The organism is Pseudoalteromonas sp. APC 3224, from assembly GCF_030407535.1.
Lineage (GTDB): Bacteria > Pseudomonadota > Gammaproteobacteria > Enterobacterales > Alteromonadaceae > Pseudoalteromonas.
This window is the reverse complement of sequence record NZ_JASDDF010000006.1, coordinates 65,736-85,773: the sequence shown is the minus strand read 5'-3', so window position 1 is coordinate 85,773 and position 20,038 is coordinate 65,736. Positions and strand designations below refer to the sequence as shown.

General features: G+C 39.4%; 18 protein-coding genes and 1 tRNA gene. 5 read left to right on the top strand and 14 right to left on the bottom strand.

The annotated features are described in order from the left end of the window. Positions 1-51 precede the first annotated feature (51 nt). Positions 52-381 carry a 5-carboxymethyl-2-hydroxymuconate Delta-isomerase gene (locus QL989_RS04645; RefSeq protein ID WP_008114843.1) on the top strand — a complete coding sequence of 110 codons (330 nt, stop codon included), beginning with the start codon at positions 52-54 and terminating at the stop codon, positions 379-381. A gap of 84 nt (positions 382-465) precedes the next feature. On the opposite strand, the gene QL989_RS04640 is transcribed toward QL989_RS04645, so the two are convergent. From QL989_RS04640 to QL989_RS04625, 4 genes are all read right to left on the bottom strand, one after another. Beyond that, positions 466-2,343, bottom strand: a complete 1,878-nt coding sequence (locus QL989_RS04640; protein WP_290168614.1) for a methyl-accepting chemotaxis protein — start codon at positions 2,341-2,343, stop codon at positions 466-468. Between the two features lie 257 nt (positions 2,344-2,600). Then, positions 2,601-2,677 (bottom strand) — tRNA-Ile (locus QL989_RS04635). 277 nt (positions 2,678-2,954) lie between these two features. Further along, positions 2,955-3,113, bottom strand: coding sequence for a YqaE/Pmp3 family membrane protein (locus QL989_RS04630; protein ID WP_008466367.1), 159 nt, complete (start codon positions 3,111-3,113; stop codon positions 2,955-2,957). Positions 3,114-3,178: 65 nt separating this feature from the next. Then, on the bottom strand, positions 3,179-3,748 hold the full coding sequence (locus QL989_RS04625; protein WP_138606577.1) for a BON domain-containing protein: 570 nt from the start codon (positions 3,746-3,748) through the stop codon (positions 3,179-3,181). A gap of 313 nt (positions 3,749-4,061) precedes the next feature. Here QL989_RS04625 and QL989_RS04620 point away from each other — a divergent pair, with 313 nt between their 5' ends. Beyond that, positions 4,062-4,727: a LiaF domain-containing protein gene (locus QL989_RS04620; protein ID WP_290168611.1), complete on the top strand. Its 666-nt coding sequence runs from the start codon at positions 4,062-4,064 to the stop codon at positions 4,725-4,727. A 46-nt stretch (positions 4,728-4,773) separates the two neighbouring features. Here QL989_RS04620 and QL989_RS04615 read toward each other — a convergent pair whose 3' ends face one another. Beyond that, a complete protein-coding gene (locus tag QL989_RS04615; protein ID WP_178956650.1) occupies positions 4,774-5,190 on the bottom strand; it encodes a VOC family protein in 417 nt (138 codons plus the stop codon). 236 nt (positions 5,191-5,426) lie between these two features. On the opposite strand from QL989_RS04615, the gene suhB reads away from it, so the two are divergent. After that, entirely contained in the window at positions 5,427-6,230 is an 804-nt protein-coding gene (gene suhB, locus QL989_RS04610) for an inositol-1-monophosphatase (protein WP_054202669.1), read from the top strand. 50 nt (positions 6,231-6,280) lie between these two features. Here suhB and QL989_RS04605 read toward each other — a convergent pair whose 3' ends face one another. The 6 genes from QL989_RS04605 to queA all read right to left on the bottom strand — a co-directional run bounded on the left by QL989_RS04605 (position 6,281) and on the right by queA (position 13,697). Beyond that, positions 6,281-8,068, bottom strand: a complete 1,788-nt coding sequence (locus tag QL989_RS04605) for a bifunctional diguanylate cyclase/phosphodiesterase (protein WP_290168607.1) — start codon at positions 8,066-8,068, stop codon at positions 6,281-6,283. Between the two features lie 132 nt (positions 8,069-8,200). Continuing rightward, positions 8,201-9,148, bottom strand: a complete 948-nt coding sequence (gene secF, locus QL989_RS04600; protein ID WP_008466355.1) for a protein translocase subunit SecF — start codon at positions 9,146-9,148, stop codon at positions 8,201-8,203. A 9-nt stretch (positions 9,149-9,157) separates the two neighbouring features. Then, positions 9,158-11,017, bottom strand: coding sequence for a protein translocase subunit SecD (gene secD, locus QL989_RS04595; protein WP_010391748.1), 1,860 nt, complete (start codon positions 11,015-11,017; stop codon positions 9,158-9,160). A 19-nt stretch (positions 11,018-11,036) separates the two neighbouring features. Further along, the gene (gene yajC, locus QL989_RS04590; protein ID WP_010391747.1) at positions 11,037-11,372 is read right to left on the bottom strand and encodes a preprotein translocase subunit YajC; all 336 of its coding nucleotides are present in this window, start codon (positions 11,370-11,372) and stop codon (positions 11,037-11,039) included. Between the two features lie 26 nt (positions 11,373-11,398). Further along, positions 11,399-12,526 carry a tRNA guanosine(34) transglycosylase Tgt gene (gene tgt / locus QL989_RS04585; protein WP_054202633.1) on the bottom strand — a complete coding sequence of 376 codons (1,128 nt, stop codon included), beginning with the start codon at positions 12,524-12,526 and terminating at the stop codon, positions 11,399-11,401. A 139-nt stretch (positions 12,527-12,665) separates the two neighbouring features. Further along, on the bottom strand, positions 12,666-13,697 hold the full coding sequence (gene queA, locus QL989_RS04580; protein WP_290168602.1) for a tRNA preQ1(34) S-adenosylmethionine ribosyltransferase-isomerase QueA: 1,032 nt from the start codon (positions 13,695-13,697) through the stop codon (positions 12,666-12,668). A gap of 256 nt (positions 13,698-13,953) precedes the next feature. Between queA and QL989_RS04575 the strand changes: the two genes are divergently transcribed. Then, complete coding sequence (locus tag QL989_RS04575) at positions 13,954-16,485, top strand: EAL domain-containing protein (protein ID WP_290168600.1); 2,532 nt, start codon at positions 13,954-13,956, stop codon at positions 16,483-16,485. Positions 16,486-16,672: 187 nt separating this feature from the next. Next, positions 16,673-16,876 carry a hypothetical protein gene (locus QL989_RS04570; protein WP_010391740.1) on the top strand — a complete coding sequence of 68 codons (204 nt, stop codon included), beginning with the start codon at positions 16,673-16,675 and terminating at the stop codon, positions 16,874-16,876. Between the two features lie 45 nt (positions 16,877-16,921). On the opposite strand, the gene QL989_RS04565 is transcribed toward QL989_RS04570, so the two are convergent. The 3 genes from QL989_RS04565 to QL989_RS04555 form a co-directional block, all read right to left on the bottom strand. Next, on the bottom strand, positions 16,922-17,839 hold the full coding sequence (locus tag QL989_RS04565) for a hydrogen peroxide-inducible genes activator (RefSeq protein WP_138606595.1): 918 nt from the start codon (positions 17,837-17,839) through the stop codon (positions 16,922-16,924). A gap of 81 nt (positions 17,840-17,920) precedes the next feature. Next, positions 17,921-19,189, bottom strand: a complete 1,269-nt coding sequence (locus QL989_RS04560; protein WP_138606597.1) for an inorganic phosphate transporter — start codon at positions 19,187-19,189, stop codon at positions 17,921-17,923. Between the two features lie 39 nt (positions 19,190-19,228). Beyond that, on the bottom strand, positions 19,229-19,903 hold the full coding sequence (locus tag QL989_RS04555) for a TIGR00153 family protein (RefSeq protein ID WP_008114817.1): 675 nt from the start codon (positions 19,901-19,903) through the stop codon (positions 19,229-19,231). Between the last annotated feature and the right edge of the window lie 135 nt (positions 19,904-20,038).

The window sequence follows — 20,038 nt, the reverse complement described above, 5'->3', positions numbered from 1 at the left end:
ACAAACCCGTTTGGTATAATTAAACAAACCAATCTTAAGAGGATACGCTAAATGCCACACATTATTATTGAACACTCAGAAGATCTGCCTTTATTACCTCAGGTTCTAGTGGAAAAAATCCACACAACAACATTTGAAAGTGGCTTATTTGATTTAGAAACAATAAAAACTCGTGCGATTGCGTATCAACATTACCAATTAGGTGTGGGTAAAGAGGGGTTTATTCATATTGCAGTACATATTATGGCTGGGCGCTCTATTGAGCAAAAACAAAAACTAAGTGAGCAGTTACTAGCGTGCCTACAAACATATTGTAGAGCTTCTGATAGCTTAAGCGTTAATATTTACGAAATGAATCACGAGATTTATCGTAAAAATTAACCGCTGTTAAAACATCATAGTTATAGGCAAGTGCTCTATAACTATGATGGTATCCCCGCTCTGCTAATTTTTATAAAACCGCGGTTAAAGCGTAAACTTACCTAGTAAATCCCTTAAAATATTCGACTCTTTATTTAAGCCACTACAAAGCTGCTCTGACTTTTTCATATTTTCTTTGGTTTGCTCTGCCGAGTCGGAAATCATCACAATATTTTGGCTAATTTCTGAGGTTGCTAACGTTTGCTCTCTCGTTGCGGTAGCCACTGAGTTATTTAACTCGCTTAACAGTACAATTTCCTGTGAAATACCATTTAATGTATGGCCTGTTTCTTTTAATCGCTCGGCATTTTCTAAGGTGTTTTTGCTACCCAATTCAATCGCAGTTACCGTGCTTGAAGCTTTAGCATTTAACGAAGCAATCATCTCATTAATTTGCTCTGTAGACTCCGCAGTACGCTGTGCAAGCGTTCTCACTTCATCAGCAACTACTGCAAAGCCACGCCCTTGCTCGCCAGCTCTCGCCGCTTCAATTGCCGCATTTAACGCCAATAAGTTAGTTTGCTCAGAAATCCCTTTAATAACATCCAATACATGAGAAATTGATTTAATCTCTGTCGAGAGCTCTAACACTGAGGCCACAGAATTGGCCATCGATGCTTCCAGCTGCTCCATTTGTTTAATTGTGCTTTGCACAAAATCAACGCCTTTATGTGTAGTCTCTTCGGTTTTAGTAGCAATATCTGCCGCATTGCTGGCACTGCCAGAAATATCTTGAACCGTAACTTCCATCTCATTAACCGCTGCCGCCACCGTTTGTGTACTCGATGACTGTACCTCAGCTAAATTAGCCGCTCCTTGTACTTGCTCAAGTACATCTTGGGAAATACCTTTAACATGAATTGCCGACTCAGAAACCTGTTTAAACATATAATGTAACTGCTCTAAAAACAGATTAAACTTAATCGCTAAATCGGAAATTTCATTATTATCGTCAGTAGGAAGTCGCGCCGTTAAATCGCCATCTTTTTCTGTTAACGCATTCACTGCTGCAGTAATGTTTTCGATTGGCCTAAATATTTGCCCTACCAACACGCGTGCTAACGCTAAACCTACAAGCGCAATAATTACACCAAAAATGATATTAGTACTAATAGCGCTATTAATTGGGCCATATAATTGCTCTTGGGGAATTTCAGCGACTAAGTGCCAGCCTAATGAGTTTACTGGCGTACTTGAAACAACATAGTCATCACCATCAATTACTTTACTTTGAATTGCCCCATTTTTAATCGGCGCCAAGTCAACTGATTGCCCTATTTTAGTTTTATCACCATGCAACATAATCTCGCCACTACCAGAGGCCAAATAAACTATACCGCCCTCACCTATTCTATATTCGCTTATGAGATCCACCATAGAATCGAGCGAACGGCCTATTCCGGCAATTCCTTGACGTTGCCCATCAAGCTCTATGGCATAATTAATAAATACCATTACCTCAGAGCTGCCTTTATCTATGTCGAGCGCTACTTCAAATGGCTTATCCGATGCTAAAAAAACATCAAACCAAGAATCACTACTGTCTATCTGTCTGGAAATACCCTCATCGGTGTAATAGTTGCGGGAGTTTTTAGAAATAATAAATGCGTTACCGGCTTGGTTTTTATTTTTTATATGTTTGAGGTAATCAATAAATTTTCCACGGCTTTGTGCATCTTCATTATTATTCATCCATTGTTGAACAAATAAGTTTTGCGCTATTTCTTTGCCTACAACAATGGGGGTCGAAAGCTCCAATTCAATTTGGCTTTTCACTTCACTAAGCGCAGTAGGTAAATCTACTTTGGCTAGCTTTTCTTCTGTATTTGAGCGAATACTATTGGAAAATATTAGAGTAGATATTGCTAAAGGAGCAACAACAGCCAAAATAAGACTGAGGTATACTTTTCGTTTTAATAACATAGAGCACCTAAGAAGTAACTAAGCGATATTTTATATACTGCACACAATTAACAGTAGCGATATTAGAGGTTACTAATTAAAGATTTTTATAATAAAACCCCATAACACTTTAATAGTAGATTCAACTGTGTTTATTGCAATGTATTCTATAGAATTAATAAAAAAATCAGTGTACTGGTAAATACGATAGAAATAATAAAAATGAATTTTATAAACTAGGAAAATGAGTTTCTATTTACTTGGAAAGCTTGTAAAAGTGGTGGCCCCTCCCAGACTCGAACTGGGGACCTAACGATTATGAGTCGTGTGCTCTAACCAACTGAGCTAAGGGGCCATTTTTGTATAACTGTAAGCAGTTAATTTTTGAAGCGTTTAGCCACAGAGCGACTAAAGCGGGTTGCAGTATAAAAAGTTTTTAGGGGCTTGTCACTAGCAAAAAGCTTTATTTTAACAATCAAGGGGCTAACTGCTCAAATAGTAGGCTTTTAGATTTATTGATGGTGACTTCGAGGAAACGAACTCATTAAATAATAGTAGTCTGAGTAACTAATACACATACCTTACGATGGCAATTAGCAACTCAGTATTAAATGTATTACTGCGATATGGCGTTATTTTTTGGCGATAATATAAATCGCATGAATTAGTCCTGGGAAATAGCCGAGCAAGGTTAGCAAAATATTTAACCAAAAGTGCATCCCTAACCCCACCTGTAAAAATACACCCAGTGGTGGTAATAAAATAGAAAAAATAATTCTGATGATATCCATAATTTAATCCTTATAATGTTAGCAAAGCAAAAAGCCCAGCAGGGCTGGGCTTTCAGTATAGTGTATTATTCTGCAATAACAGTTAATTCATCAACTACTTCGCGAACATCTTCTGCGTTTTTAGCAATTTCCATCGCTAATTGCTTTTCAGCATCAGACTCAACTGAACCTTTAAGAGTTACTACACCATTATCGGTATCAACATCAATGTCTGTACCACCTACTTCAGAATCAAATAAGTAACGCGTTGTGATAACTGTTGTGATTTTGGCATCGGTCAAATCACTCTCCGTGTCGTTACCCATCATTTTAGAATCATGCTTCTTCATGTCGGTGTTTTTTACCACAGTTAGACTGTTTTCAACGTCAGTTACACCATCTAGGCTTAGCACGAGTTCTTCAGCAAGTTCTTTATCTACGTCGCTGTTTACTTTACCTGTTAGCATTACCTTGCCGTTTTTTACGTCCGTGTTGATATCAAAGTTGTTTAGATTGGTGTTCATCAGCAGTACTGTTTCTGCCTTTCCATCAATCCAAGCATCTTTGCTTTCGTTTTCCCAACTGCTTGCTTGAGCACCCATTGCGGTTGTTCCTAATACTAGGGCTGCAATCATAGACTTATTAAATGTTTTCATAATCGTTCTCCATTTGATTAAAGACACTTTAACTAATGCGAACATCGGGCCAATGTTTTTTACATATAAATTTCAATGATTTAGTAAAAATAAGTCAATACTGACTTAAACCTACAAAGTAAACATTTACAGACCATTGCGTAAAACTTTCTCGAATAGCGAAACTTACTAAATAATTGTATATTTGGTTAATCTGTCGTTAATATAATAAAGAGTGAAGAAACAAAAAACATAAAGCACTGATTTTAAATAAATTAATATTTGGTATAAGGCTTGCTCTGAAATAGCCAGCAACCTTAAAAGGATAATTTAAATGTCTGTTAAAATTGAAGACCGCCCTATCGAGCAAGTTCGTGAGCAAGTAATTGATCAACTCATTTATAATTACAGCCATGGTGTCATTTCTGTAGAAGCATTTGAAAGGCGCTTAGACGATGCAATGGCAGCGAGTAACAATAACGCGCTTATGGCCCTTGTTGAAGATTTAACCTTAAATACTGATCAGCAATATAAGGCACAAAAGCACTCGGAGTTTGCACCTAATTATAGTGCGCAGCATGAGGGGAGTGAAGAGCCACTCACATTAAGAAGCATTCTTGGTTCAAGTGAACGAAGCGGCCAATGGGTAGTGCCTCAAAAAATTTATATAGAAAACTACATGGGGTCAATCAATCTTGATTTTACGGATGCTATTTTTACCCACCAACATGTCACTATTCACGTTAATTGTTACCTTGGCAGCGAAGAAATATATGTACCTGAGCACGTTAATGTAGTTTCTAAAATGTTTTGTATTTTAGGCAGTTTTGAAAATAAAACAGTTTCACTCAATAAACGCCAAGGGCCAACGATTCAAATTGAAGGAAAAACTGTTTTAGGCTCTGTGGAAGTTAAAGTTAAGCGCACTATTAAAGAAAAATTTATTAGCTTTGCAAATGATCTGAAAACTCAACTTGGCATGAATGGTAAACATTATTAAATATGCTAAACATTTGATGAAGCCAAAATTGTTGGCTTCATTCATATTATAAGTCGTTATTTCGCTCACTAGGTACATCACTCATGTACTCTACAAACTCAACCTCAAACCCTGCGGGATCAATATAATAAATGTTCTTTCTAAATGGATTTACAGCGCCTTGCTTACTTATTTCAAAGCCCGCATGCTTTAGGCGCGCTATTACTGCATTTAAGTTATTGGTTATATAAGCAAAGTGTGCCAAACCAATTTGATGCCCTGATAAGTCACGGTTTTTCCCTTCACCGTGATCACTTATAGCAATATATTGATCGTTATCACCAAAATGTACCCAGCGCCTTGCTTTACCATACCAGGTTCCTTCTCCCTCACTTCTAATTGACCAATAGGGAAACGCTGCTTGGTAAAACTTAAGCATGGCGTTTATATCACTGACAACTAAATTTACGTGTTCTAATTTCATAATTTTCTTCCTGTTAATTGAATATAGAACATCATAAAACCTCAAGCTCACTTTAGGTAAAGCGCTAATTTACAAATTTATTGCTTGTTTTTATTTCGATAAATATATCGAAAGATCATACTTGTACAAAAAACACTCATAAGTATTTAGGCTTTATGGTTTACTTTATGGCAAAAACCGCTAAAATACGCCGGCTTAAATATATAAACGTTCTTTTACAACCCAAAGGTAATACCATGCATCCAATGTTAAACATTGCGGTTCGCGCTGCGCGTAACGCAGGCAAACTTATTCTTCGTGCAAGTGAAGATTTATCAAAAGTTGAAGTGCAACAAAAAGGCACCAACGATTTAGTTACTAACATTGATAAAGAAGCCGAAGCCGTAATTCGTGACACTATTTTACGTTCTTACCCTGATCACTGCATCGTTGGTGAAGAGTTAGGCGAACACAAAGGTAAGGATGCTGATTACCAATGGATTGTTGACCCACTTGATGGCACAACTAACTTCATCAAGGGTATCCCTCATTTCGCAGTATCTATTGCACTTAAAGTTAAAGGTCGTTTAGACCAAGCCGTAATTTACGATCCAATTCGTGGCGAGCTTTTCACTGCTTCTCGCGGTCAAGGCGCACAGTTAAACAGCAAACGTTTACGTGTATCTAAAACTGTTGAACTTGCTGGTTCTGTTCTTGCTACAGGCTTTCCTTTCAAACAAAAGCATCACTTAGATGCATACTCTGAAGCGTTTAAAGCGTTATTTGTTCACACGGCTGATATTCGTCGTGCAGGCTCTGCTTCGCTAGATATGGCGTATGTTGCAGCGGGTCGTGTTGATGGCTTCTTTGAAATTGGTTTAAAACCTTGGGATACAGCAGCAGGCGAGCTATTAGTTAAAGAAGCTGGCGGCATGATTGTTGATTTTGCTGGCGGTAATAACTACAACGTGAGCGGTAACGTAATCTGTGGTGCACCTAAGCTAACACAGGCGATTGTTCGCGAAATGCGCCCAGTATTATCTGAATCGTTATTACGTTAATCGTAATTACGTACTAAAAAAAGGAGCTTAGGCTCCTTTTTTGCTTTTTGTTAGCCACTTTTTTTACTATTGGATAAACGTACAATAGCGGGAGCAGGCCTTCTTCGATTACATATAAATAAGTAGCTGTGACGATAACGTTTTGCTTCTTTTTTAGCATCTGTCGCTAATGCCGCTACTTGATGACTATTTTTACACTGCTGCAGATCAGGCTCAACTAAACCTATCGATAATGTAAGTAAAGGTACAAACTGCTTTTCGCCCTCTCGATTAGTTGCCCAATACCCTTTTCCAGCAATATGCTCTGGCGTAAAAAACACGCGTGACTGTAGTTCAAATTGCGAGATAATAGTATTACAAACCTCCACCGCATCTTTTTTTTCAAACACCACCATAAAGTCATCGCCGCCAATATGCCCGACAAAATTAGCGCTGTGCGCACACGCTTTTACAGTCACATCGGCCAGAAGTTTTATTACGCTGTCACCACTGGCATAGCCATACAAATCGTTAAATTGTTTAAAGTGATTTAAATCGATATAGGCTAGTGAAAATGGCTGTTTATGTTGCAGACGCTGCTCTATTACCTCACTAATTGCCACATTACCCGGTAACATGGTCAAAGGGTTAGCATGTTGAGCGTGGCGGATTTTTTCTGCTGTAATGTGCTTTAGTATGTCTCTGAGCGGTGCCAAGCCTAAATACTTATTGTTGCAGGTGATAACAATATGGCGACGAATATCAAAGTCTTGCTCTGTTATTTGCTGGGAGACAATATCAAGCATTTGATTTTCATCAACCACCAAAGGTTGTTTATCCATTAACTCAGTGACTTCACATTTATCATAAAGTGCATGCCCATAAGGCGCGGCAAACACTTCTGTTAGCTGATCTTTGTGTAACAACCCTATTGGCTGCTGACTGCTATTTAATACCGGTAAGCTGATTATGCTTTTGTCTTGCTCAAAAAGTGCATGAGCTTCTTTACAAAGCGTATGACTGCTAATAGCAGGCTGAGCAACAGCAAGCACACCTATTGCCATTGATTGTTCAAACTTTGAGGCGGCTTGGGTCGAAGTGAGCGATTGTAACTGTTTACAGTTGTAGTCATAACTTGGCTGTTGACTCGGTCTTTCTAAAAAGAACCCTTGAACATGACTTATGCCTATACTTTTAACTAAATCTAGCTCTTCGGAACGTTCAATTCCCTCTGCAATCACCGCTGTATTTGTTGCCCGTGCTAACACCATAATTGATTTTAGAAATTCTTTTTTAACTTCGCTTTGATCGCAATGATCAATAAAGTAACGATCAATTTTTACAATATCTGGGCATAACTGCGACCATTGCTTTAGTCCTGAATAACCTGCACCGAGATCGTCAATAGCAATAGTAAAGCCTAGCTCTCGATAATGAGCGATGGTTTTTAACAGTAAAAAGCCATCATCTACTTTTTCTTGTTCAGTTACTTCAATCACCACTCGATTGGCAGCAAGACCAAACTGTTCAATTAAATGTAAGGTTTCGCCTTTAGGGTGGCTCGGATCGAGTAGAATTTTTGGGCTGACATTTAAAAATAACTTCCCTTGCAGACTGAGTTTTACAAAATTTTCAATGGCGCGAGAACGGCATAAAAGCTCAAGCTCTGAAATCAATTGGTATTTATGAGCCGCTTCGAATAGCTTATTTGGCATGGCTAATGGACCATTTTTAGGGCCACGACTAAGCGCTTCATACCCAATAATAGATTGCTTAGCTATATCGAAAATAGGTTGGAACAAGGTTGTTATTGCTCCTTGTTGTAAAATTGATTCTAAGACTTGTCGTTGCTCAGTCACTACTAGCTCAAATAAAAATTTAATAAGAGCAATAAAATACCAACTGAGTATGACTATTATGTGACTTATCTAGGAGGCAATAAAAAACCGCTCACTAGGAGCGGTTTTGTTTTAAAAATAGTTTAATCTCAATTAAGGCATTGGATCTAAATCAGCGCCTTCTTTTTCAATCACTTCTGGTATTAAATCTTCTTTACTTACGCCCATGGCAATAGCCACCGAGCTGGCAACGTAAACTGAAGAGTAAGTACCAATAAACACACCAAATAGTAGTGCAGTAGCAAAGCCATGAATGGTTTGACCGCCCCATACAAATAACGCAATCAGTACTAAAATAGTAGTGATTGAGGTTACTAAGGTACGGTTAAGTGTTTGCGTAAGCGAGATATCAATAATTTCAATCGTGTCGTCAATGCGCACTTTGCGGAAGTTTTCACGAATACGGTCTGATACAACAATGGTATCGTTTAGTGAGTAACCTATCACGGCAAGTATTGCTGCCAAAATAGTTAAGTCAAACTCTAAACCAAGCACCGAGAATAAACCAATCGTAATGATTACATCGTGTAAAAGCGCGCCAACTGCGCCCACAGCAAAACGCCATTCAAAGCGAAACGCCACATAAATTAAGATACAAATAAGTGCAGTTAACATGGCAAGGCCACCCTGCTCTTTTAAGTCTTCACCTACGCTTGGGCCTACAAACTCAATGCGGCGCATTACTACGCTATCATCAGCTTGTTTAAGGGCAGCAATTACTTGGTTACCAATTACTTCTGCTTTTACATCATCACCGCGAGGGGCTAAACGGACCAGTATTTCTTGGCTTGAGCCAAAAAGCTGTACCGATGCATCAGCAAAGTCGTTTTCAGCCAGTACATTACGTACTTTTTTCAGATCGGCAGGTTGCGAAAAACCCACCTCAACTGCTGTACCGCCGGTAAAATCTAAACCGAAATTTAAGCCTTTAACAAAAAGTGACGCCAGCGACGCTATAATTAATAACGTAGAAAAGCCCATTGCCACTTTTCGAAGAGACATGAAACGAAGGGTTTTACCGCCCAATCTTAAAATTTGCATGTCTGCTCCTTAAATTGAAAGTTTATCAACACGTTTACCGCCAATAAATAGGTTGATAACCGCACGGGTACCTATAATTGCTGTAAACATAGAGGTTAAAATACCAATTGCTAGGGTTACCGCAAAACCAGCAACAGGACCGGTACCAACAGCAAACAAGATAATCGCCGCAATTAATGTGGTGATATTGGCATCAAAAATAGTACTAAAGGCGCTATCATAACCAAAATGAACCGCTTGTTGAGGGCTGCGGCCATCGGCTAGCTCTTCACGAATACGTTCAAATATAAGTACGTTCGCATCAACTGCCATACCAACAGTCAGTACAATACCAGCTATACCCGGTAAGGTAAGCGTTGCACCAGGAATTAATGACATAACACCAATAATAAGTACTAAGTTGGCAGCCAGTGCAATATTCGCAACAAGGCCAAAACCTTTGTAGTAAATAAGCATAAAGGCCAGTACAAACGCAAAGCCAAGAGCTACAGCGGTCATACCTGCTTCAATGTTTTCTTGACCTAGGCTTGGCCCAACCGTACGTTCTTCTACAATTTGAATAGGCGCAACCAGTGCACCCGCGCGAAGTAGTAAACTTAAGTTATGTGCTTCAGCTGGGTTATCAATACCGGTAATGCGGAATGAACGGTCAAGACGCGCTTGAATGGTTGCTACGTTAATAACTTCTTCCACTTTAATTGGCGGAAGTGCTTTACCGTCACTGTCTTTTTTACCTGATGGCTTGTATTCAATAAACACGGTAGCCATACGTTTACCGATAGCACGCTTGGTAAAGGCATTCATTTTTGCCCCACCTTTACTATCGAGTTTAATGCTTACTTGTGGACGCTGGTACTCATCTGCACCTGACTGCGCGCCAGTAATATGGCTACCTTCAAGAATAATGCGTTTTTTTAGTACTACAGGATAACCATCACGGCTCATGATCATTTCAGTACCCGGTGGGATACGACCTTGAGCAGCGGCGCTTATGTCAGCATTTTCGTCAACTTCACGAAACTCAAGTGTTGCCGTAGCACCTAAAATTTCTTTAGCGCGAGCGGTATCTTGAATCCCTGGCAATTGCACAATAATACGTTCAGCACCTTGGCGCTGTACGTTTGGCTCTGCAACCCCAATTTGGTTGATTCGGTTACGAATAATAGTTTCGTTTTGCTTGATAGCATAGTCACGAATTTCTTTTAGCTTTAGCTCACTCATAGTGGCAAAGAATGCGTTATCGTTACTGCTATCATCAATGTAAACGTTTAATGGATAACGGCTTTCTAAAAAGCGCTCTGCAGCGTCTTTATCTTCTTCGTTACGCATTTCTACACGCATACGCTCAGAGCCAGCTACACGGCGCACACTACGATAACGTAGTTTTTCTTCACGCAGGTCGCTACGGAAATCTTGCTCCATTTGCTCTAACTGATTATCCACCGCAGTGACCATATCGATTTCCATGGTGAAATGCACACCACCACTTAAATCTAGGCCTAACTTCATAGGATTACCGCCCAACGACTTTAACCAAGCCGGTTGTGCAGGAGCCATATTAATCGCTGAGATATAATCGTTACTTAGCGAGTTACGCAGTAAGTCTTGCGCTTTTAGTTGGTCTTCAACATTTTTAAAACGAACAAGAATTTGCCCATCTTCGAGCTTTGTCGATTTAGCGCTTACGTTATCTTTTTTGAGGATTGCGTTTACTTTGTCTACAACACTGAGGTCAACATCGGTGCCTTTAGCGCCAGAAACCTGTATGGCCGGATCGCGGCCATACAGGTTTGGTGAAGCATATAAAAGGCCAATGGCTAACACAGCTAAAACAAGTAAATACTTCCAAATTGGAAACTTGTTTAACACGGGGTCGTCCTTATTATTTTTATAGCGACTTCATTGTGCCTTTAGGCAATACAGCAGATACTGCTGATTTTTGTACTGTTACTTCTGCTTGCTCATTTAATGAGATCACGATGAAGTCTTTATCTTCAGCAATTTTTACGATTTTACCCACTAAACCACCTTGGGTTAGCACTTCATCGCCTTTTGCCATCGCGCTCATTAAGCTTTTATGCTCTTTTACGCGCTTTGCTTGCGGGCGGTAAATTAAAAAGTAAAAAACCAAACCAAAAATCGCTAACATAATTAGCATTTCCATACCGCCGCCTGCTGCAGGTGCACCAGCGCTTGCATGCGCGTTTGAAATAAATAAACTCATAATACTTCCTCTTTAATTTTTAAATTTTAATTTGTTGTATCAGCTAGCTCTGGCACTTCTTGGCCTCGGCGAGCGTAAAAATCGTGGACAAATGTCTCTAGTTGACCTTCGCTAATAGCATTGCGCAAACCTTCCATAACACGTTGATAGTATCGTAAGTTATGGATAGTGTTTAGTCGTGCACCCAAAATTTCGTTACATTTGTCTAAATGATGCAAGTAGGCGCGCGAATAATTTTTACAGGTATGGCAATCACACTCTGGATCAAGTGGACCCGTATCTGTTTTATGCACTGCGTTACGGATTTTAATGGTACCCGTTGTAATAAATAAGTGACCATTACGTGCATTACGCGTTGGCATTACACAGTCAAACATATCAATACCACGACGAACCGACTCAACTAAGTCTTCTGGCTTGCCTACACCCATTAAATAACGTGGTTTGTTTTCTGGCATTTTATAAGCACAATGATCAAGAATATTGATCATTTCATTTTTAGGTTCACCAACCGATAAACCACCAAGCGCATAGCCATCAAAACCAATCTCTTCAAGGCCCGCTTGTGATTGTGCTCGAAGCTCAGGATACATACCGCCTTGAATAATACCAAACAATGCTGACGGGTTGTCGCCATGCCCTTCTTTTGAGCGCTTAGCCCAACGAAGAGAAAGCTCCATAGAGTCTTTGGCTTCTTTTTCAGTGGCAGGATATGGCGTACATTCGTCAAATATCATCACGATATCTGAGCCAAGATCACGCTGCACTTCCATTGATTTCTCTGGCGACATCATAATTTGGTCACCATTAACTGGCGATTGGAACATTACGCCTTCTTCAGTGATTTTACGCATTGCGCCAAGGCTAAATACTTGGAAACCGCCTGAGTCAGTAAGAATTGGGAAGTCCCAGTTCATAAAATCGTGTAAATCACCATGCTGTTTGATGATTTCAGTACCTGGACGCAACATTAAGTGAAATGTATTGCCTAAACAGATTTGTGCACCCGTTGCTTTAACTTCATCAGGTGTCATGCCTTTAACCGTGCCATAAGTGCCTACAGGCATAAACGCTGGTGTTTCTATTACACCTCGGTCAAAAATCAAGCGACCGCGGCGTGCTTTGCCATCGGTGCAGTCTAATTCAAATTTCATAATATCCTCTGTGTCGGAAAAACAGTCCAACAAGCTATAATTTAACCGCTCGATTCTACCCTTTTTACCACCCTATTACTATTAGCAGTGATAAATTCACTGTGCTTAGGAGTAAAATAAAAACCGATAACGCTGTAAATTATTTACGGGTCAAAAACATCGCATCGCCATAGCTAAAAAAGCGATACTGTTGTTCAATCGCAGTATTGTAAGCACCCATAATATTGTCTTGCCCTGCAAAGGCACTGACCAGCATAATTAGGGTTGATTCAGGTAAATGGAAGTTGGTGACCATGGCATCAACAACGTTAAATTGATAACCTGGGAAAATAAAAATATCGGTATCACCAAAGTAAGTATCTAACTTGCCGCCATGTATTTTTGCTGCCGACTCTAGTGAGCGAACTGAAGTTGTACCTACCGCAATCACACGCCCGCCTTTAGCTTTAGTGTTTGCAACCGCATCCACCACATCTTGCGGTACTTCAATATATTCAGAGTGCATGATGTGCTCATCAACACTTTCAACCCTAACTGGCTGGAATGTACCTGCACCAACATGCAAGGTAACAAACGCCATTTGTACGCCTTTGTCTTTAAGCGCAGCCATGAGTTTATCGTCAAAATGAAGGCCTGCGGTTGGTGCAGCTACGGCGCCTGGCTTTTCACCATATACTGTTTGGTATCGCTCTCGGTCCGCTTCATTATCTGGGCGATCAATGTAAGGAGGAAGCGGCATATGGCCAACATCATTTAAAATGTCGAGCACATTTTCACTGCGGTCAAACTCAAGCTCAAATAACGTATCGTGGCGTGCCACCATAATGGCTTTTGCTTTGCCCTCTAAAATGAGTACATTGCCCGGTTTTGGCGATTTACTAGCACGAATGTGCGCAAGAACCCGGTGTTCGTCTAATACACGCTCTACCAGCACCTCAACCTTACCTCCTGATTCTTTTTGACCAAACATACGCGCAGGTATTACTTTGGTGTTGTTAAAAACCAATAAGTCGTTTTCGTTAACAAGTTCGAGAATGTCACTAAATATTTTATGCTCAACAGTACCGCTCGGCCCATCTAAGCTTAATAAACGGCTACTAGTTCTGTCTGCTTTTGGAAAACGAGCAATTAATTCATCAGGTAAGTCAAAGCTAAAATCAGCTACGCGCATTGTTAGAATTCCACATCATTTAAAATCGCGCCAAGTGTATATCTATACTTAAACAACCACAAGGTACGTGCTAAATTACACTATAATGGTATTGCTCAATAAACTTATTTATTAAATTAAGTCAATTATTACTACAAATAGATTTAAGATTGATCGTTAGATTTAAGGCCGCTCTATAATAAATACGCTTGTTCTTAGCACTAAATATCATTACTCTTATAGTTTTACGATCTGCATTTCTCGGAGTGGTACCTAAGTGGCAAAACAGCTTAAATTGCTAATATTAAATGCAAGTAATGATGAGCGCCAGACTATACGTGCCACGCTGGAGAGGCTTAGTGTGTTTGAGTTTATTGAAGCCTCAGACAGCCAAGATGCGTTAAAAATATTAAAAAACCAAAGTGTAAATATAATCATAACCGGATTAGATGTAGGTAAAATTGATGGCTGGCGGTTTTCACGTATGATCCGCTCTGGTTTACTTAACACGCCGAAAAATACGCCTATTTTACTTATTCCGCCCATTTATTGTGAGCGTATCGCCGAAACTACCGCACGTAGCTATGGCATAGATGCAGTACTGCCTTTTGAACGCCAAGATATATTGCCGCAAATACTAGCAAATGTGCTGTCGAGTCATTTAGAAAAAAGCAGTCGCTTAAACCTGTTGTTATTAGAACCCTTTACCAGCAGAGCAAACGACATGAGTGAACAATTAAAGCTTAACTTTGCAATTACTCATGTTACTAACGAAAAAGCCGCGCTCAGTGCCTATAATCAGCAGCCGTTTGCTATCGTGCTACTCGATGCCACTGCAGCACAAGCTGAGAGTTCAAATCAATTAGTTGAAAAGATTCTGCAGCATAACCCTCAACAAGCCATTGTTACTATTATTGATAAAAACGATGCCGATTACGCTGAGCAATTATTACTTTCTGGCGTTACCGATTTTATTCGTGCTCCTTACGATCCCTCATTTTTAAATAAAGTCTGTGATCATGCTGCTCGTCGAGAAGATTTTATGGTGAGCTATGCTGAGTTTGCTAATAAGGTACAGCAGCTAAGTATTAGTGAAGTTAAATATCGCGACCTGTTTTCAGCACATCAGCGTATTTTATTGCACTTAAACACGGTTGTACTTGAACTAGACCAACAAGGGAATATTCGCTTTATAAACCCTGCGTGGGAATCTCTGAGCGGCTTTGGAGTTAAGTCGACCTTACAACAACCACTCACTGCATTTTGTACCACTGAACATAAACAGTCATTACAATCAACCATTGATGATATTTTACAAGGTGGTGCGAACAAACAAAAAATAGAAGTTAAGCTGAGCCAAAAAAATGGTAACTCAGTGTGGGTAGAATGTCGGCTTCAGTTAATAAAAAATAGCAGCAACAACGCCACTATCACCGCCACACTCGATAACATTCATGAGCGCAAACAAGCAGAGTTGCAATTGCGCCATTTAGCCCTGCATGACACCTTAACAGGACTACACAACCGTTATTATTTTGACCAACAGCTTAACTATATTTGCCAGAGCGAAAACACCCATACAAATATTGAACATGCGCTTATTTATATTGACCTTGACCACTTTAAAATAATAAATGACAGTAAAGGCCACCAACAAGGTGACATTGTTTTAAAAGAAGTAGCGCAGCTATTTATTGCCAATATTAGTAATGAGCATCTAATCTGCCGTGTCGGTGGCGATGAGTTTGCGGTGATACTTAAAAATACCAATTTATTGGATGCACATTTAATTGCAGAAGGGATTTGTAGTGCCATTGAAGGCAACCAATTTAAATCTGAAGAGCAAATCTATTCAATTAGTTGCTCGATTGGTTTAACCCAAATTACCGCTGATAACTGCGATCCAAATGAATGCTTAAAGCAGTCAGATATTGCGTTATATATTGCTAAAAATTTAGGCCGTAACTTAGTACACTGTTATTCAAAACAAGATGGTGAGAACAATGCGCTGCAAACGGGTTTAGAGTGGGGCCATGGGGTACGTCAAGCACTCCAACAAGACAGTATAGAGCTTCATTATCAACCCATTTGGGATTTTAAAACAAATCAGGTTGCCTACTTTGAAGTACTGCTAAGGTTAAAGCTAGACGACGAACTTATTTACCCTAATCAATTTATTCCCTCATTGGAAATGCTCAACGATACCTTTTTAATGGACCAATGTGTTATTCGTAACAGCATTGCGAGTGTTGCTGCACATCCAGAGCTTCTTCAGATTGCAATAAACTTATCGGCACAATCATTTTTAGATGAACGTTTACTGCCATTAATAGAATCGACCCTTGAGAAGTATCAAGTGTCTCCTGCGAAAATTATTTTTGAAATAACCGAATCGGCCAGTATTAATAATTTAGCGGCGACACGAAAAATGATTGAACGACTAAATAATTTAGGTTGCCACTTTTCAATTGATGACTTTGGCACAGGATTTAGTACCTTTAATTACCTTAAACAATTACCAGCTCAACACGTAAAAATTGACGGCTCCTTTGTACGCGATATGCTTAATGACTCCATTGATTTAGCGCTAGTAAAGGCCATAAATGACATCAGTCGCTCACTAAATAAGCGCTCTGTTGCTGAATATGTAGAAACTGCAGAAGTGTTTTTTGCACTTAAAGAAATTGGTATCGACTATGGGCAAGGCTACTTTATTGCTCGCCCTGTACCAATTGACAAGGTACTGATTGAGTTAGAAAAAATTAAAAACAACCCTATTTTTTATCAAGACACCCTCACGTCACTATAAACATTAATAAACAAATTTAAGCAATTTATTACTTTCAAATTTGCCCATCTAACCTATACTTTGCTTATCGGCAGCACAATGTCATGAAAATTAAGTGATTACCTTGATTTTACGTGACATCTTTATTTCTTATCGTCTAGATGTCTATACTGTTAAAGGTGGACATAGGGGCATGAGGAGGACGTTTATGACGCAACTAATCACGTTATTATTGTTTATACACTTTGCTATTGCGCTTCAATGTTACAAGTATGCCCAGATTAAAGGCTACCCTGTAAAAACCTTCACAGTGCTTGGGCTGGTCCCGTACTTTAATGTTGTTGTATGGGTTTACTTACTATTTTTACCGCCGCTAGAGAGCTACCACAGCCAGCATAAGCAGCCTCTATAATTCCCCGTGTTATTTAGCGTATTAATTAAAATACGCTTTTTTTACCTATTTAAAATCAACACTACACTGCTTTTTCAAAAAGACCTCTAATTGTTGGCTAAACAATTTAAAGTCACGAATGCGCCCTGTTGTTTTACGCCACAATACACCAATATCGCGATAGGCATCACCTTGCGATGGCGTAGCTAGCATGTTTTTGTTTTCTAAAATACCTGCATTAATCGCCATTTGCGGCAAAAACGTCACGCCAAGTTTATACTCAACCATACTCAATAAAGTATGTAAGCTAGCCGCCTCAAAGGGATTTATACAGCTAGAGCGATTTAAATGGCACGCACTGAGCGCATGCCCTGTCATACAATGCTCTCGCTCAAGTAAAAATACACTGGCTTCTGGTAATAAATTAAAGTCTTCAATGCCTTTGGCTGGCGTGTAATCTTTATGGTGCACTAAACTAAAGTGATCTTGTGCTAATACTTGGGTATGAAATTTATCAGTTTCGTAAGGCAGCGCTAATAATGCTAAATCAATTTGCCCATGCTCTAACTTATCAAGCAACTTATCGCTGGTGTCTTCAATTAATACCAACTCTAAATCTACAAATACTTGCTGACAAAAGTGATACAAAGGCGCTGCAATAAAGCTTGCAATAGTAGGAATAACACCTACCGTTAATGTGCCACTAAGCGGTGTTAAAAAGCTTTTAGTTAACTCTTTTAAACTAATAGTATCGTTGATTATTTTTCTTGAACGCTCAACCACCTCTTCACCAATAGTGGTAAACATTAGGCTGCGATTTTCTCGCTCTATAAGCTGACATCCTAAAGTCTCCTCTAGGTTTTGAATCGCAGTACTGAGCGTTGACTGACCAATAAAGCAGGCACTTGCTGCTCGGCCAAAATGTTGATGTTGATGTACAGCTAATAAATACTGCAGCTGTTTAATACTAGGGAGATTGGTCATTTTTCTTTCCACAAATAAAAAGACCCCAACACCAAGGGCATTGAGATCTTTTCAAGCTAAAAGTCTTTTAAGTACTTTTTATTAAACCCCAAAAGCGGTTCTTAGTACGTAGAAAATAACAATAGCAAGGGCAGCACCAACTGGCAATGTAATTACCCAAGAAACTACAATATTTCTTATTACACCCATATTTAGTGCGGCAATACCACGTGCCATACCTACACCCAACACAGCGCCTACTAGGGTTTGTGTGGTTGAGATAGGTAAGCCTGTGCCCGATGCTATAACAACGGTAGAGGCAGCGGCTAATTCAGCAGCAAAACCACGGCTTGGTGTTAAATGAGTAATACCTTCACCAATGGTTTTAATTACTTTTTTGCCTAAAATAGCAAGACCGGCAACAATACCAAAACCACCTAGTGGTAATATCCACCAAGCAATAGCCGCTTTCTTAGCAATTTCACCGTTGTTTTCAACAATGTTTACAACTGCTGCTAGAGGTCCAATTGCATTAGCAACGTCGTTAGAACCATGGGCAAATGCCATACAACAAGCGGTTAGTACCATAAGTACCGCAAATACTTTTTCTACATTGTTAAACTGCATTTCTCTATCCGCTTTAGGATCGATATTTAAACGAGAAATAGCAATTTTACCGATAACAGCAACGAGTACCGCTATACCAATAGAAATAGCAAAACCTTCAACAGTACCTAAATTAATACCAATGTGCTTTAAGCCTTTCTTAATGGTCACTAGTGCCATAATAAAGCCAGCTAAACCCATGTATATTGGGACAAAGCGCTTTGCATTTTTAAGTGGAGCGTCGGTATCAAAAATCAGCTTTTGCGCACTCATAAATATTAAGTAAGCTATGAAACCTGATATCGCCGGCGTTACAATCCAGCTACCTACAATACCAGCAACTTTACCCCATTGAATAGCCTCGGTGCCCACAGCAACAAGAGCAAAACCAATGATCGCGCCAATGATTGAATGAGTAGTTGATACCGGCCAGCCTAAAAACGAGGCCATTAATAACCAACTGCCCGCGGCAAATAAAGAGGCGATCATACCTAGAACCATCAGTTCAGGAATGTCGGCAAATGGGGCAGCATCAATAATTCCTTTACGAATTGTTGATGTTACTTCACCACCGGCTAAATAAGCACCTGCGAATTCAAAAATCATCGCGATAAAAATCGCTTGTTTAATAGTAAGTGCTTTTGAACCTACTGATGTACCCATCGCGTTGGCAACGTCGTTTGCGCCAATACCATAAGCCATAAAAAAGCCGACTGCTGCGGCAATTAAAATTAATACCGTGCCGTAAGATGCAATGATATCCATTGTGTAACCTTAATCTTTCGTGTTTGAACTGATTTTAAATTAACGAGCTAACATCAGCTCAAGACGTGATCCTACGCGCTCTGCAATATCTGCAAGCTCGCCAACCCATTCAATGATTTTGTATAAAAACATTACATCTACTGGATTTAGCTCACTTTCTACTTTACGTAGTTGGCGGCGTATTCTAATTTGCATTTCATCCGTGTCTTGTTCTATGGCATCCAATTCTACGAGCATTTTTTCAACCAGAGTAACTTCTCTGCCTTTAAAGCCCGTTTCTAACAATTCTTCTAATTCATTAATCGCTTTAGATGCTTGTTTTGTTGCATCAACACAACGAGTTACATACGCCAAAAAGTCTTCTTGAATCTCTTTTGGTATGATCATCTCACGACCAATTACACGCCCAGCAATGTCTTTTGCCTTATTAGCAATTTTATCTTGTTGGGTTACTAATTCGAGAAGGTCTGTACGCTCTACCGGCATGAATAATCCGCCAGGTAGTTGTAAGCGTATAGTTCTTTTCATTTCATCGGCTTCACGTTCTAAATTACGAATAGTTAAACGTAGCTCTTCAGCTTGTTGCCATTCTTCTTTAAAAACATGATTAAAAAAAGGTATCAAACTTTCGCTTGCTTGATGCGCTTTTCTGATGTGTTCTTCTATTGGTTTTATAGGTGATTTTGCAAAAACACCTAAAAAATTTGTTGGCATAACTGACCCTTTAATCAATTCAATATGCTGTTCAGCGTGAATTTTACAGCATTAAGCTAGATTGTGAACGCTTTTTCTCATTCAATTATTTACAAAAAATAAAAAAGGCAGTGTATTACTGCCTTTCTTATTTTC